The 14,392-nt window shown below is 69.1% G+C and carries 10 protein-coding genes; 2 read left to right on the top strand and 8 right to left on the bottom strand.

What is annotated here, in order from left to right; all coding sequences use genetic code 11:
* The first annotated feature begins 142 nt into the window (after positions 1 to 142).
* Positions 143 to 3,517 (top strand): pyruvate carboxylase, encoded by a 3,375-nt coding sequence (locus AD72_RS08620; protein WP_031465897.1) that lies wholly within the window; start codon positions 143 to 145, stop codon positions 3,515 to 3,517.
* Positions 3,518 to 3,563: 46 nt separating this feature from the next.
* Here AD72_RS08620 and AD72_RS08615 read toward each other — a convergent pair whose 3' ends face one another.
* The 5 genes from AD72_RS08615 to AD72_RS08595 form a co-directional block, all read right to left on the bottom strand.
* Positions 3,564 to 4,376: an amidohydrolase family protein gene (locus tag AD72_RS08615; RefSeq protein ID WP_031465896.1), complete on the bottom strand. Its 813-nt coding sequence runs from the start codon at positions 4,374 to 4,376 to the stop codon at positions 3,564 to 3,566.
* A gap of 38 nt (positions 4,377 to 4,414) precedes the next feature.
* Positions 4,415 to 5,173, bottom strand: a complete 759-nt coding sequence (locus AD72_RS08610; RefSeq protein WP_156365091.1) for a class I SAM-dependent methyltransferase — start codon at positions 5,171 to 5,173, stop codon at positions 4,415 to 4,417.
* The gene (locus AD72_RS08605) at positions 5,170 to 6,447 is read right to left on the bottom strand and encodes a M1 family metallopeptidase (protein ID WP_031465894.1); all 1,278 of its coding nucleotides are present in this window, start codon (positions 6,445 to 6,447) and stop codon (positions 5,170 to 5,172) included. The genes AD72_RS08610 and AD72_RS08605 overlap by 4 nt, the downstream gene beginning before the upstream one ends.
* Complete coding sequence (locus tag AD72_RS08600; RefSeq protein ID WP_051898312.1) at positions 6,447 to 10,385, bottom strand: Pls/PosA family non-ribosomal peptide synthetase; 3,939 nt, start codon at positions 10,383 to 10,385, stop codon at positions 6,447 to 6,449. Before AD72_RS08600 ends, AD72_RS08605 begins: the two co-directional genes overlap by 1 nt.
* 237 nt (positions 10,386 to 10,622) lie before the next feature.
* The gene (locus AD72_RS08595) at positions 10,623 to 11,153 is read right to left on the bottom strand and encodes a MarR family winged helix-turn-helix transcriptional regulator (protein ID WP_031465892.1); all 531 of its coding nucleotides are present in this window, start codon (positions 11,151 to 11,153) and stop codon (positions 10,623 to 10,625) included.
* Between the two features lie 31 nt (positions 11,154 to 11,184).
* Between AD72_RS08595 and AD72_RS08590 the strand changes: the two genes are divergently transcribed.
* Positions 11,185 to 11,907 carry an SDR family NAD(P)-dependent oxidoreductase gene (locus AD72_RS08590; protein WP_031465891.1) on the top strand — a complete coding sequence of 241 codons (723 nt, stop codon included), beginning with the start codon at positions 11,185 to 11,187 and terminating at the stop codon, positions 11,905 to 11,907.
* On the opposite strand, the gene AD72_RS08585 is transcribed toward AD72_RS08590, so the two are convergent.
* The 3 genes from AD72_RS08585 to AD72_RS35465 form a co-directional block, all read right to left on the bottom strand.
* Entirely contained in the window at positions 11,904 to 12,536 is a 633-nt protein-coding gene (locus tag AD72_RS08585) for a LysE family translocator (protein WP_031465890.1), read from the bottom strand. The two genes, AD72_RS08590 and AD72_RS08585, sit on opposite strands and share 4 nt — an antisense overlap.
* 22 nt (positions 12,537 to 12,558) lie before the next feature.
* Positions 12,559 to 13,179: a maleylpyruvate isomerase family mycothiol-dependent enzyme gene (locus AD72_RS08580; RefSeq protein WP_031465889.1), complete on the bottom strand. Its 621-nt coding sequence runs from the start codon at positions 13,177 to 13,179 to the stop codon at positions 12,559 to 12,561.
* A 73-nt stretch (positions 13,180 to 13,252) separates the two neighbouring features.
* Positions 13,253 to 14,392, bottom strand: a 1,140-nt coding sequence (locus AD72_RS35465; RefSeq protein WP_343123700.1) for an HNH endonuclease signature motif containing protein, incomplete at its 5' end; no start/stop codon positions are given.

The following is a 14,392-nucleotide window of genomic DNA, read 5'->3' as shown; positions in this document are numbered from 1 at the left end:
AATCGGGCGCGGGGCGGCGACCATCCCAGCATGTGGATGGTCGCCGCCTTCGTGTGTTCTTGGGCACCTGGCAACGTGGGCTCGGATACTGTGACAATGAACGCCGCATCCCGCCATACCAGGTAAGGAGCAGGCGTCCATGATGTTCTCGAAGGTGCTCGTCGCCAATCGCGGCGAGATCGCCATCCGCGCCTTCCGCGCCGCCTACGAGCTCGGCGCGGGCACGGTCGCGGTTTTCCCGCACGAGGACCGCAATTCGCTGCACCGGCTCAAGGCCGACCAGTCCTACCAGATCGGTGAACCCGGTCACCCGGTGCGCGCCTACCTGTCGGTCGAGGAAGTGGTCGCGGCCGCGAAGAAGGCGGGAGCCGACGCGATCTACCCCGGGTACGGGTTTCTCTCGGAGAACCCGGACCTGGCGCTCGCCTGCCGGGAAGCGGGCATCACCTTCGTCGGCCCGAGCGCCGAGGTGCTCGAACTGACCGGGAACAAGGCACGCGCCGTCGCGGCGGCCCGCGAGGCCGGTATCCCGGTGCTGCAGTCCTCGGCACCGTCCACCGATGTCGACGAACTGCTCACGGCCGCCGAGGACATCGGCTATCCGGTGTTCGTCAAGGCCATCGCGGGCGGTGGCGGGCGCGGGATGCGCCGGGTCACCGAGGCATCGGCCCTGCGCGGGGCGATCGAGGCGGCGATGCGCGAGGCCGAGTCCGCCTTCGGGGACGCCGCGGTGTTCCTCGAACAGGCCGTGGTGGAACCGAGGCACATCGAGGTCCAGGTGCTCGGTGACGGCACCGGTGAGGTCATCCACCTCTACGAGCGCGACTGTTCGCTGCAGCGCCGCCACCAGAAGGTCATCGAACTCGCCCCCGCGCCGAACCTGGATCCCGCGCTGCGCGAGCGGATCTGCGCGGACGCGGTGCGGTTCGCCCGCTCGATCGGCTACTCCTGCGCGGGAACCGTGGAATTCCTGCTCGATCAGCGCGGCAATCACGTGTTCATCGAGATGAATCCGCGCATCCAGGTCGAGCACACGGTCACCGAGGAGGTCACCGATGTCGACCTCGTGCAGTCCCAGCTGCGCATCGCAGCAGGGGAGACACTGAGCGATCTCGGCCTCACCCAGGATTCGATCTATCTGCGCGGGGCGGCCCTGCAGTGCCGGATCACCACCGAGGACCCGACGAACGGGTTCCGCCCGGACACCGGGACGGTCTCGGCCTACCGTTCACCGGGCGGTTCCGGGATCCGGCTGGACGGCGGCACCGCCTTCGCGGGCACCGCGATCAGCGCGCACTTCGACTCCATGCTGGTGAAACTGACCTGCCGCGGCCGGGACTTCCCGACCGCGGTCGGCCGGGCGCGGCGTGCGGTCGCCGAATTCCGGATCCGGGGCGTGGCAACGAACATCCCCTTCCTGCAGGCGGTGCTGGACGACCGGGACTTCGCCGAGGGGAGGGTGACGACCTCGTTCATCGAGCAGCGCCCGCAGCTGCTCACCGCGCGCCATTCCGCGGACCGGGGCACCCGGCTGCTGACCTATCTCGCCGATGTGACGGTGAACAAACCGCACGGACCCCGTCCCTCCTTCGTGGACCCGGTGGAGAAACTGCCCGAGGTGGACCTGTCCGCCGCGCCACCGCAGGGTTCCAGGCAGCGCCTGGAAACCCTTGGCCCGAAAGGATTCGCGCAGTGGATGCGGGAATCCTCGACGATCGGGATCACCGACACCACGTTCCGCGACGCCCACCAGTCGCTGCTCGCCACCCGGGTGCGCTCGAAGGACCTGCTCGCGGTCGCCCCGCACGTGGCGCGGTTGCTGCCCGGACTGCTCTCCCTGGAGTGCTGGGGCGGGGCGACCTACGATGTCGCACTGCGTTTCCTTGCCGAGGATCCGTGGGAACGGCTGGCGAAACTGCGCGAGGCCGTGCCGAACATCTGCCTGCAGATGTTGCTGCGCGGGCGCAACACCGTCGGCTACACGCCCTATCCCACCGAGGTGACGCACGCCTTCGTGGCCGAGGCGGCACGGACCGGGATCGACATCTTCCGCATCTTCGACGCGCTCAACGATGTGGAGCAGATGCGCCCGGCGATCGAGGCGGTCGGCGAGGCGGACAAGCTCGCCGAGGTGGCGCTCTGCTACACCGGGGATCTCAGTGATCCCAAGGAGAACATCTACACCCTGGACTACTACCTGAAGCTGGCCGAGCAGATCGTGGCCGCCGGTGCGCACGTACTCGCCATCAAGGACATGGCCGGGCTGCTGCGCCCGCCCGCGGCGCGCACGCTGGTTTCCGCGCTGCGCAAGGAATTCGAGCTTCCGGTACACATCCACACGCACGACACTCCCGGTGGGCAGCTGGCCAGCTACCTCGCCGCGGTGGATGCGGGAGCGGACGCCATCGACGGCGCCGCGGCCTCGCTTTCCGGAACCACCTCGCAGCCCTCGTTGTCCGCGATCGTGGGTGCCACCGACCATTCCGCACGGCCGACCGATCTGGATCTCGGCGCGGTCACCTCCTTCGAGCCGTACTGGGAGATCGTGCGCCGGATCTACGCGCCCTTCGAGGCCGGGCTTCCCGCGCCAACCGGCCGGGTCTACCACCACGAGATTCCCGGCGGGCAGCTGTCCAATCTGCGCACCCAGGCCGTCGCGCTCGGCCTCGGCGACAAGTTCGAACAGGTCGAGGCCATGTACGCGGCCGCGGACCGGATGCTCGGCCACCTGGTCAAGGTCACCCCATCGTCCAAAGTGGTCGGTGACCTCGCGCTGCACCTCGTCGGCGCGGACGTGGACCCGGCGCGGTTCGAGGAGGATCCGGCGCGGTTCGACATTCCGGACTCGGTGATCGGTTTCCTGCGCGGAGAACTCGGCGATCCGCCCGGTGGCTGGCCGGAACCCTTCCGTACCAAGGCATTGGAGGGCAGGGCGGCGGCGAAGCCGGTCACCCCGCTCTCCGCCGAGGACACCGAGGGGCTGCGCAACGATCCGCGTGCCACCCTAAACCGGTTGCTCTTTCCCGGCCCGGCCAAGGAGTTCGGCGCGCACCGCGAACAGTTCGGCGACACCAGCGTGCTCTCCAGCAAGGATTTCTTCTACGGACTGCGGCCCGGGCAGGAGTACGCGGTCGACCTCGAACAGGGTGTGCGGCTGCTCATCGAACTGGAGGCCGTCGGCGAGGCCGATGACCGCGGCATGCGCACCGTGATGGCCTCGCTCAACGGGCAGATGCGGCCGATCCAGGTGCGGGACAATTCCGTTGCCTCCGATCTCCCGGTCACCGAGAAAGCCGAGCGGGGCAACGACCGGCACGTCGCCGCCCCGTTCGCCGGGGTGGTCACGGTCTCGGCGGCCGAGGGCGCCCAGGTCGAGGCCGGGGCCACGGTGGCCACCATCGAGGCGATGAAGATGGAGGCCGCGATCACCGCACCGCGCACCGGAACCGTGCGCCGACTGGCGATCAACACCGTGCAACAGGTCGAGGGCGGTGACCTGCTCATCGAGCTGGAGTAGCAGCCGCGCGTTTCCGGGTCTTCGGAGCTTGCAGAGTTTCGGAGTTTCAGAGTCCGAAGACCCGTTTCGCGTTGCCGGAGAGGAACAACTCGGCCGTCTCCTCGTCCAGGCCGAGCTCGCCGAGCCCGTCGAGCGCCTTGGCCGGGGTGATCATCGGATAATTGGTGCCGAACAGCACCTTGCCCCGGCCGCGCCCGCGGAGATAGTCCACGAGCTCGGCCGGATAGCGGCGCACGGTGTAGGCACTGGTGTCGATGTAGACGCGCTCGTGCTTGTCCGCGACCGCGATCATCTCGGTGGTCCACGGATAGCCGATGTGCCCGCAGACGATGTCGAGTTCCGGGAAATCGAGCGCGATCCGGTCGATATAGGGGATCGGGCGCCCGGTCTCGGACGGGCGCAGTGGACCGGTGTGCCCGACCTGGGTGCACAACGGGATCCCGAGCTCGGCGCAGGCGGTGTAGAGCGGATAGTACAGCCGGTTGGTGGGTTCGAGTTCCCAGAGCCAGGGCACGATCCGCAGGGCGATGAACCGCAGTTCGGTCACCGCACGGCGCAGCTCACGGACCGCGGCCACCGGGCGCCGGATGTCCACCCCCGCGATCCCGCGCAACCGCCCGCCGGACTCCTCGACGAAACCGGCAAGCTCGTCATTGCTGACCAGCGCACCTTCCGGGCCGTACCAGGCACAGCTGAGGCCCAGCTCTATCCCGCCCGCGTCCATCGCCGCGATGGTGGCGGCGACCGGAGGATCCTCGGTGAACTTCTCCAGTCCCGTCCAGCGTCGCAGGGAGGCGAGCATCTCGTGATTGATGAACCGGAGGCTCGGGTGCTGCATCCACGCGTCGATCGCAGGCATGCGCGCAGTCTGCCACGCCCGGCGCCGGAGGGCACGGCTCAGCGGCAGACGAACAGGCCGAACCGGTTGGTGAGGCGGAACGCTCCGGTCTCCTCGATCCGGCGACACACCAGCGCAGCGGCGCGGTCCAGGAAGTCCGGCCAGCCGATCCCGTCCGGCAACTGCCCTTCGGCGAGCCCGCGCAGGCTGTGCAGGAAGGCGATCATCGGGCCGGGTTCGGGCACCACGGTCTCCCTGGCGAACTCGCGCAACTCGATCCCGGCGAAATGCGGTTCGAACAGGTGTCCGTGGTCGAGGGTGAACCCGGCAGCCGGGTTCGCGTAGGGCTCCGGTTCGGCGCCGAGCAGATCGCGCAGCGCCGCGGCCCACAGCTCGGCGATCTCCGCCTTGTCACCCGCTCCGTTCGTACTCGCCAGCAGCGTGCCGCCCGGACGGAGCACCCTGCGCAGTTCGCCGATCGCCGCACCGGGCTCCTCGAGGTGGTACAGCATGTGCATGGCGAGCGCGGCATCCGCCGAACCATCGGCCAGCGGGAGGTACCGGATGTCGGCGAGGGCATCGGCGGCCATCGCGGGGGAGCGGTCCAGCGGCAGCACCCGCAGGTCCGGCCGCTGCGCACGGAGGCGATCGGTGTAGCCGCCGACCCCGCAGCCGATATCCGTCACGGTTCCGCGAACCCCGGACAGTTCGGCGACGGCGAGCCCGGGAAGGTCCACCGGATCGCGCTGCCACCGATAGATGTTCATCCGGGCGGCAAGTGGTTCGCGGCTGCGATACGCCTCGGCCCCGTGGGTCACGGCAGCGGCGCCCGGTAGAGCCAGCGGTCGAAGAGGCCGTCCAGGGGGCGGGCGGTGAACTCCGCGGCGAGGGAGCGGAACTGTTCGGTGGTCACCGTGGCGTGCCGGTAGCGCGCGCACCATTCGCGCAGCAGGCCGAAGAAGGAGTCCTCGCCGAGCTCCGCACGCAGGGCATGCAGGGTGAGCGCCCCGCGCTTGTACACCCGCTCGTCGAACATCCGGTCCACCCCGGGATCGGCGAGGATCAGGTCCTGTTCCCCCGCGGCGAGATGCGCGTGCCAGCGCCGCGCGAGTTCCTCGGTGCTCGGCCCGCCGCAGGCCTGTGACCACAGCCATTCCGCGTAGGTGGCGAACCCTTCGTTGAGCCAGATGTGCCGCCAGTCGGCGACGGTGAGGCTGTTGCCGAACCACTGGTGCGCGAGCTCGTGCGCGATGAGCCGTTCGTGCACCCCGCTGCCGTCGATGTGGTTGGCGCCGAACACCGAGAGCCCCTGCGCCTCGATGGGATCGTCCAGTTCGTCATCGGTGACCACGACCACGTACTCGTCGAACGGATACGGACCGAAGAACTCCTGCAGCGCGGACATGATCTCCGCGTGCCTGCCGAGATCCTGGCGCAGCGGCGCGCGCAGCCGCTCGGGGAAAACGGCCCGCTGCACCGGCTTCTCGGCGAGGCCGAGCTCGCTGTACTGTCCTATGTGGACACCCATGAGATAGCTCGCGGTCGGTTCGGGACGGTCGAAGACCCAGCTGGTCTTGCTCGCCGAGCGCCGTTTGCCGACCAGGTTCCCGGTCACCGCGACGGTGTACGGCGAGTCCGTGGTGATGCCGATCCGGTAGCTCGCCTTGTCCGAGGGGTGGTCATTGCACGGAAACCAGGTCGGCGCGCCGATCGGCTGGCTGGCCACGAGTGCCCCGTCGGTGAGTTCGTCCCACCCGATGTCCCCCCAGGTTCCCCCGAGCGGCCGGGGATTGCCGCTGTAGCGGACCTCGACGGTGAACGGGGTGTCGGCGGCGATCGGTGCGGGCAGGGTGATCCGCAGCTTGGTCCCGGAATGCCCGAACTTCACCGCGCGCCCGTTCACTCGCACCCGGCGCACCCGCAGCCCGGCGAGATCGAGCGCGAACCGGGAAAGCGGGCGCGCCGCGATCGCGGACAGTTGCGCGTTCGCCGAGAGCAGGTTCGGCCCGACCCGGTAGTCGAGCTCGAGTTCGTAGTGCTGTACGTGGAAACCGTCGTCGCCGTGTTCGGGAATGTAGGAATCGATCGCCATCACTTTCGACGCCGGCTGCCCTTTCGTGACTCTTTGGCGGTGACCTTTCCGGTCTTCTTCTGCGGCCACACCGCGATCGGATTGCCGAGCCAGCGCCCGTCCGAGGGCACCGCGTCCCCGCGGGTGACCAGCGAACCGGGGCCCACGGTGGTGCGGGCCCCGATGCTCGCGCCGGGCAGCACGATCCCGTGCTGGCCGAGCGTCGCACCCTCGTCGAGCCGCACCTCGTCCATGCTCATGATCCGGTCGTGGAACAGGTGGGTCTGCACCACGCAGCCGCGGTTGATGGTAGCCCCGTCGCCGAGGTGCACCAGATCGGACTCGGGCAGCCAGTAGGTCTCCGACCACACCCCGCGGCCGATGCGCGCGCCCATCCCGCGCAGCCAGGCGGTCAGCAGCGGAGTGCCGCTCGAATAACCGATCAGCCAGGGCACCGCGAGCACCTCGACGAAGGTGTCCGCGAGCTCCGTGCGCCACACGAATCCGCTCCACAGCGGCCGGGTCCCGGCCCGGAACCGCCCGATGAGTGCCCATTTCGCCAGGATCGCCAGCATCGAGGCGAGGACCCCGGCCGCGAACAGCACGAGACCCGACACCGCGGCGGCGGTGAGGAACCCGGCGCTGTCCCACAGCGCGTACAGCGCGGCGAACACGCCGACGGTGAGCGCGGTGCCCGCCATGACCGGGATGATCCGGCACAGCTCGACGAGTGCCCTGGCGAGCTTGAGCCGTGGCGGCGGGGCATAGGTCCGCGCCGTGTCCGCCTCCTGTGCCGCGCGGCGCAGTGGCATGGGCGGCATCCCCAGGTACGAGGCGCCCTTCTTGGTCTTGCGCGGGGTCGCCGAGAGCACCCCGACGAGCCCGCGTTTGGGGACCGAGCGCCCTGGCCCGGTCATCCCCGAGTTACCCAGGAACGCCTGTTTGCCGATGCGTGCGGGCGCCACGTGCAGCCAGCCGCCGCCGAGCTCGTAGGTGGCGACCATGGTGTCGTCGGCCAGGAACGCGCCATCGGTCACCTTGGTCATCCTGGGCAGTGCGAGCACGGTCGACGCCTCGACACCGCGGCCGATGCGCGCGCCGAGCAACCGCAGCCACACCGGGGTGAACAGGCTGGCGTACAACGGGAAAAGCGCGATGCGCGCCATGTCCATCAGCCGTTCGGTCGCCCACACCTGCCAGGCATTGCGGCTGTGCACCGGATGATGCCCCTCGCGCATACCGATCCCGAGCGCGCGCACCAGCACCAGGATCAGCACCGCGAACGTCAGGAAGTACGCGATGGTGGCCGCCGGAACGGCGAGCAGTGCCGGCCCGATCGCGGCGGAGAGCGAGTCCGTACCGCGCAGCACCGCGGCGAACAGCAGCACCGCGGGCAGCGTCGCGAGCAGCGGGAGCGTGCCGAGCAGCAGCGAGCTCGAGCCGTACACCGCGGTCCAGAACCGTGAGCGCGGCGGACGGCTCGACGGCCAGGAGATCGCGTCGGTGGTGTCGCGCGTCGCGGGGGATCCGGCCCAGCGTTGCCCGGCCGGCACGGCGGCGCGCACCGTGGACCCCGCGGCGATCTCGGCGTTCTTGCCGATCCGCGCGCCGGGGAACAGGGTGCTGCGGGCCCCGATCCGGGCACCGGCGCCGATCCGGGTCTTGCCGATGTGCAGGGTGTCGCCCTCGATCCAGTAGCCGGCGAGGTCCACCTCCGGCTCGACCGCGGCTCCCTTGCCCAGCTTGAGCATCCCGGTGACCGGTGGCGGGGCGTGCAGATCGGCATCCTTGCCGACCTTCGCACCGAGCGCCTTCGCGTAGTGCGTCATCCAGGACGCGGTGGAAACCTCGGCCACACCGGAGAAATCCGCCAGCTCCTGCGCGGCCCACAGCCGCATGTGCACCCGCCCGCCGCGCGGATAGCTCCCGGCGCGGACCCCGCGCAGCAGCAGCCGCGCACCGCCCGCGGCGATCGCGATCCGGCCGAGCGGGCTGAACAGCACGAGCCAGCCGAGCGCGAGAGCCCAAATCGGAGGGTTCGGCGCGAAGGACACCCCGGCGAGGGCGAGCAGTTTGCCGAGCGCCGCGGCGATCGTGGTCCAGCGCAGCCCGAGCAGCACGAACATCGGAGCGAGCCAGAGTGCCTGTGCGATACCGGTGCGCCGCCGGGTCGGGCGCACGTCCGCGCGCGTGGTCTCGGTGGCGTCCATCCGGTCGAGCAGCGCGGCGAGCTCGCCGAGGGTCGGATTTGTGTAGATATCGGTCACCGAGACCTGCGGGTGGGTGGCCCGGATGACGGCGACGAGCTGGGCAGCGGTGAGGCTGCCACCTCCGCAGGCGAAGAAGTCCGCGCGGGTGTCGGCGACCGGGACACCGAGGATCTCGGCCCATGCCTCGGCCAGGATCGCCGCGGTGCCGTGCAACTGGTCGCGCTCCGTGCGCTTGGGCAGCGGCCAGGGGAGCGCGGCCCGGTCCACCTTGCCGGAGGTGCGCGTCGGCAGTTCACCGACGACCGCGAGCAGTGGGACGAGGGCGGCGGGCAGCTGTTCACGCAGCCGGGCGTTCGCCTCCGCGGTGTCCACCTCGCCCGCGAGATAACCGACGAGGACCTGGTTGCCCGCCTTGGTGGTGCGTACCGCGGCCGCGGCGCCCGCGACCCCGGGAAGGGCGGCGAGCGCGGCGTCGATCTCACCCAGTTCGATGCGCCGGCCGCCGAGCTTGACCTGTTCGTCAGCCCGGCCGAGGAACACCAGCCCCTCGGGATCGGCGCGCACCATGTCCCCGCTGCGGTAGGCCCGGTCCCAGCCCAGCCGGTCGAACGGGGCGAAACGCTCCGCGTCCTTGGCGGTGTCGAGATAGCGGGCCAGCCCGACCCCGCCGATGATCAGTTCACCTGTCTCGCCCTCGGCGACCGGGTCCCCATCGGCATCCACCACGGCCAGTTCCCAGCCGCGCAGCGGAAGCCCGATCCGCACCGGGCCCTCCCCGGTGAGCTGCGCGGCGCAGGCGACGACCGTGGCCTCGGTCGGCCCGTAGGTGTTCCACACCTCGCGCCCCTCCACCGCGACCCGTTCGCCGAGCTCGGCCGGGCAGGCCTCGCCGCCGAAGATCAGCAACCGCACATCTTCGAGCGCCTCGATCGGCCACAACGCGGCGAGCGTGGGAACCGTGGACACCGCGGTGATCCCGCGCTCGAGCAGCCACGGACCCAGATCCACCCCGGTGCGCACCAGCGAGCGCGGGGCGGGAACCAGACAGGAACCGTTGCGCCAGGCCAGCCACATCTCCTCGCAGGAGGCGTCGAAAGCGACCGAGAGCCCGGCCAGCACCCGGTCACCCGGGCCGAGCGGCTCCTCGGCGAGGAAGAGCTCCGCCTCGGCGTCCACGAACGCCGCCGCGCTGCGATGGGTGACCGCGACACCCTTGGGTTTTCCGGTCGATCCCGAGGTGAAGATGATCCAGGCGTCGTCGGCGGGAACCGGCCGCCCGTGCGAGCCCTTCGGCTCACCGCGCGATTCGAGCGCGTGCCCATCGGTGAGCACCGCGCACACCTCGGCCTCGGTGAACACCAGTTCGGCACGCTCGGCCGGATCATCGGCATCGACAGGGACATAGGCCGCCCCGCAGGTGAGTACCGCGAGGATGGCGATATAGAGGTCCGCGCTCCCCGAGGTCAGCCGGATCCCGACACGGTCGCCGCGCCCGATGCCGTGTTCGGTGAGCCGGTGCGCGAGCGTCTCCACCCGCTCGGCGAGCGCCCGGTAGTTGAGCACCCGGTTGCCGTCGTCGATCGCGGGCGCGTTCGGATGGGCGCGCACGGTCGCGGCGAACACCTCGTGCAGGGTGCGCGCCGGCGCCGCGGTGGTGGTCCCGTACTGGGCACGGACCGCTGTCCTCGTCGTTTCGTGCGGCGCCGCTGTCCCGGCTGTCCTGATCTCCGGTTCGACGGTGAGGGTCATCGCGCCCATCAGCACCTTTCGCCACCCTCTGACTCTGTGCGCGGCGCAGGATTGCTCCGCGTGGGGGACGAAGGAGTTTATCGTGTTGTAATAGGCGGTTCGTTACCGCCGTGGCCGAACTCACTGTTCGCGCAGGTCAGCGGGAAAGCTCAGGTGCTCCTGAGGTCGGTGCCCAGCCGCCCGCGGGTGACTGCGCGCAGCGGCGCCTTGGGCCGGTCCGGTGATGGCCGTCGACGTTCAGTGCCCGGCCTCCGGGGTGTCCGGGACACCGAGGCGAACGTGCAGGCCGGTCAGGAACGACTCCAGCAGCCGGGCCAGCTCGGCCAGCTCATCGGGACTCAGGTGCTCGACCAGGTCTTCCTCCGCGGTGAGCAGTTCGGTCACCGAACGGTCCACCCAGCGATGCCCCTCCGCGGTGAGCGTCACCCCGGTCGTGCGCGCCCCGCTCGCGGTCCGGCTCACCTCCACGAATCCGGCCGCCTCGGCGCGCGCCACCCGTTGGGTGATCGCCCCCGCGCTGACCAGGGAGCGTGCCGCCAGCTCGGAGGTGGTCAGCCGATAGGGGACACCGCTGCGGCGCAGTACCGAGAGCAGATCCAGGGTCGCCCGGTCGATGCCGAGCCGGGACAGCGTGCGCCTGCGTTCATCGGAGAGCAACTTCGCGCCGCGCCAGATCCGGGTGATGATGCCGATCGAACCGGTCGGTACCCCGGGGAGTTCACGTTGCCACGCCTGCTGGATCTGTGCGGCGGTATCCGGTTGCTGCATGGGGCGAGCCTCTCATGGTAGCTTCGAAGACATGAGTTTAGATCTAAAGAACTCCGTTGTGACCGGCGGCGGCACCGGGATCGGCAAAGCCATCGCACAAGAACTGCTCGCCATGGGGCACCGTGTCGTGCTCACCGGCAGGCGCCCGGATGTGTTGGAGAAAGCCGCGCGGGAGATCGGGGCGGACTGGGTCGCATTCGACGCCGCCGAACCCGACGAGATCACCGCGGCACTGCCCAACCTCCCCGAACGTATCGACGTGCTCGTGCACAGCGCGGGAGGTAACCCCGACCTCGGTGCGCAACCCGCACGCACCCTGACCGAGATCAAGGAATCGTGGACGGCGAACTTCACCGCCAACGTGCTCACCACGGTGCTGGTCACCGAGGCACTGCGGGACCGGCTCGCGGACAACGGGCGGCTGATCGGCATCGGCTCGATCGCCGCACGCCGGGGAGCGAGCGGGTACGGTGCCGCGAAAGCCGCGATCGAGACCTGGACCTCCCAGATGGCCGGAGAGCTTGGTGAACGAGGGATCACCGTGAACACCATCGCGCCGGGGCTGATCGAGGAGACCGAGTTCTTCGGTCCTGGCCTGCCCACCGAACGCAGGGCGGTGCTCATCGCCGAGACCGCGAACAAACGGGCCGGCCGGCCCGAGGATGTGGCCGCGCTCGCCGGATTCCTCGCCAGCGAACGAGCGGGGCACCTGACCGGACAGATTTTCCCACTCAACGGCGGCGCCTCGCGCTAACTGGCGGCGGGCTCACTCAACAGACGGATCCCGAGCCCGGCGAACACACCGGCCGCGATCCGGCTCATCCACCGCCGGATCGCGGGCTTTGCGCGCAGCAGGGCGGAAAGGGCACCCGAGCACAGGCCGATCACGGCATCCACCAGCAGGCCGAGCAGGATCAGGATCGCACCGAGCACGGCGGTCTGCGCCGGAATCGGCCACCCGCCCGCGCTGAGGAACTGCGGCACGAACGACAGATAGAACACGATCACCTTCGGATTCGCGATATTCGTCAGCACCGCGGACAGGTAAGTCCGGCCGAGTGAACCATCCGTTCGCTGGCCGGGTTCGAGGAAGCCGTCGGCTCCGCTACGCCAGGTGGTGACGGCGAGGTAGAGCAGGAAGAGCGCCCCGCCGATCCGCACCACATCCAGGGCAACCGGGGCAGTGCTGAGCAGCGCACTCAACCCGAGCGTGGCCAGGGTTCCATGAACCAGCATGCCAGTGGCCATACCGAGCGCCGAGACAAGACCGCCAGCCGGTCCGCGGCGAATTCCCTGGGCGATGGTGAACAGCATCCCTGGGCCGGGGACCAGATTGAGTACCAGACAGGCAAGCATGAAACTGAGCACGACCGAAAACTGCATGCGGCCAGCCTAGGAGCGAGGGTCAACCCACACGCGAGGCGAGTAGCGGCTGGCCTTCACCTTCGAGTTCCTCGACCACTCCGGGCCGGCCCGCGATGGTCAGTAGCAGCGCTTCACCGGGTCCGCGCACGACTGGCCCGCGTCCAAAGGACCAGTCGAGATCGGTTGCTTCCACGCGCAGTCCGCGTACCCGCAGAACGCCGAGTAGTACCGGGGCGAACAGGGCGACCGAGAGCGCGGGCCGCAGTCGTTCGGCGGGAATCTCGCGTGGTCTGCCGAGCGGGCGCCGGATGTCCTGGTGGTGGATAAGCCCGTCGGCGAACCCGATCATCCCGCCGAAGGCCGCGGGAAACCCACTCGGGTCCAGGTTGCGGCGCAGGATGGCGATCAGCTCCTCGGGTTCGCACCCGGCGTATTCGGCATGACCGATGGCGTTGATACGGTTCGGATTCAGCCGCCCGCGCGCGAACCGTTCCACGTGCCCGCGCAGGCCGATCTCGTCGAAACTGATCGCGTGCGCGATCACGTCCCGGATCCGCCACCCCTCACACAGGCTCGGAGTCTCCCAGTCCTCCGGGCTCAACGTCTCCAGGAACGCCGCGAGGTCGGTGCGTTCTTCCCGGGCAAGGGCGCGCAAATTCATCGGGTCATTATGGGCGAGGTCAGTGGGGTTCGCCACCGAACACCGAGGCGTCTGACCGTTCAGTCCTCGCCCCTCAGTTGCGATAGGTATGCCCGGATGGTGTTGTGATTTCGAGTTCGCCGGTGCGGTGGTTGAGCGCATGGTGCCAACCGGGGACTGATTTCATCCTGTGGTCCAAGCGGCAGAGCCCTCGGAAGTTGTCAGGACCGGTGTCGTCGGAGGCCTGCCCTTGTATATGGTCGATTTCGGTGATGGGGCGACAGCATCCGTGAACCTGGCATCGTTGGTCACGTAATCGAACGTAGTCGCGCTGCCGAGGACTCGGTCGGTAACAGTGTCGTCCGAGGCCGCGTATCACGCCGGTGTCAGGGTCGGTGAGGATCTTACGTACCGCGTTGCGCGGATCGGCCAGCATCGCCTGCGCCGTGTGCGCGGGAATCTCGCCGTAACCATTGACGCGGCAGTGCTCGTCGCTGAGTTCGAGCGCGACACCGAGCGGTACGTGCACGTTCACCACTGCCTGTACCCCGCCGTGCCGGTCGTGGCCGGTGAGGAGGTCGGTGACCACGTCGGCGCGCAACTGATCCAGTGTGCGCGGATCACCAGCCCCGCGCAGAGATCGGACGATCGCCTCGACTCGTGTCTCGCAAGCGGCGAGATCTTCGCTCGGTAAGCGCGCGGACAAGTTACCGGTACCGTTCTCTCGATCTCGAAACGACACACGTCTCGCCGCGCGTGCTGCCGCGAGGCGAATAGCTTTTGCCTCTGGCTCCAACCCGTCTGCCAGCCGTCGCAGATAACCAGTCCAATCTCGGGGTCGCCCCTTCCTCTGGAGGCGTTCGACGATCCGAGTGTCCATCAGGTCCACAAGATCACCGGGCAAGGATCCGAAGGCCTTCCGCACCTTCGACGCGTGAACCAATCCCAGCAGGCCTGCTCGCATACATCGCACGAGCCCGGGCGTACGTTCCCGCAGGAATATCGCGGTCTTCACGGTGTCGATCGATTGGCCACGCGAAACATTCCGCGCCAACCGAAGCTCCTCGACCACCGAGGCATGCGGATACTCGCCGGTACGCCGTTTCTGCTCGCGATACAAGGCATATACGTGATCCACAATCGCGGCATCCAGTCGAGCCTGTTCACGATCACATACACAAATCGCTTCGACCAGCGAAGTATTACTTTCCCCAGAGTTGGACTTCCCCTGAAA

The organism is Sciscionella sediminilitoris, assembly GCF_000737195.2.
In the GTDB taxonomy this organism is placed as follows: Bacteria; Actinomycetota; Actinomycetes; order Mycobacteriales; family Pseudonocardiaceae; genus Sciscionella; species Sciscionella sediminilitoris.
The sequence above is the reverse complement of the archived record's forward strand: the minus strand, read 5'-3'. Positions and strand labels throughout refer to the sequence as shown.

Bases quoted from the DNA above. Each gene is read 5' to 3' on its own strand.
- AD72_RS08620 (WP_031465897.1), top strand. From the start codon at position 143: ATGTTCTCGAAGGTGCTCGTCGCCAATCGCGGCGAGATCGCCATCCGC.
- AD72_RS08615 (WP_031465896.1), bottom strand. From the start codon at position 4,376: ATGCCTGCGATCGACGCGTGGATGCAGCACCCGAGCCTCCGGTTCATC.
- AD72_RS08605 (WP_031465894.1), bottom strand. From the start codon at position 6,447: ATGGCGATCGATTCCTACATTCCCGAACACGGCGACGACGGTTTCCAC.
- AD72_RS08600 (WP_051898312.1), bottom strand. From the start codon at position 10,385: ATGACCCTCACCGTCGAACCGGAGATCAGGACAGCCGGGACAGCGGCG.
- AD72_RS08595 (WP_031465892.1), bottom strand. From the start codon at position 11,153: ATGCAGCAACCGGATACCGCCGCACAGATCCAGCAGGCGTGGCAACGT.
- AD72_RS08590 (WP_031465891.1), top strand. From the start codon at position 11,185: ATGAGTTTAGATCTAAAGAACTCCGTTGTGACCGGCGGCGGCACCGGG.
- AD72_RS08585 (WP_031465890.1), bottom strand. From the start codon at position 12,536: ATGCAGTTTTCGGTCGTGCTCAGTTTCATGCTTGCCTGTCTGGTACTC.
- AD72_RS08580 (WP_031465889.1), bottom strand. From the start codon at position 13,179: ATGAATTTGCGCGCCCTTGCCCGGGAAGAACGCACCGACCTCGCGGCG.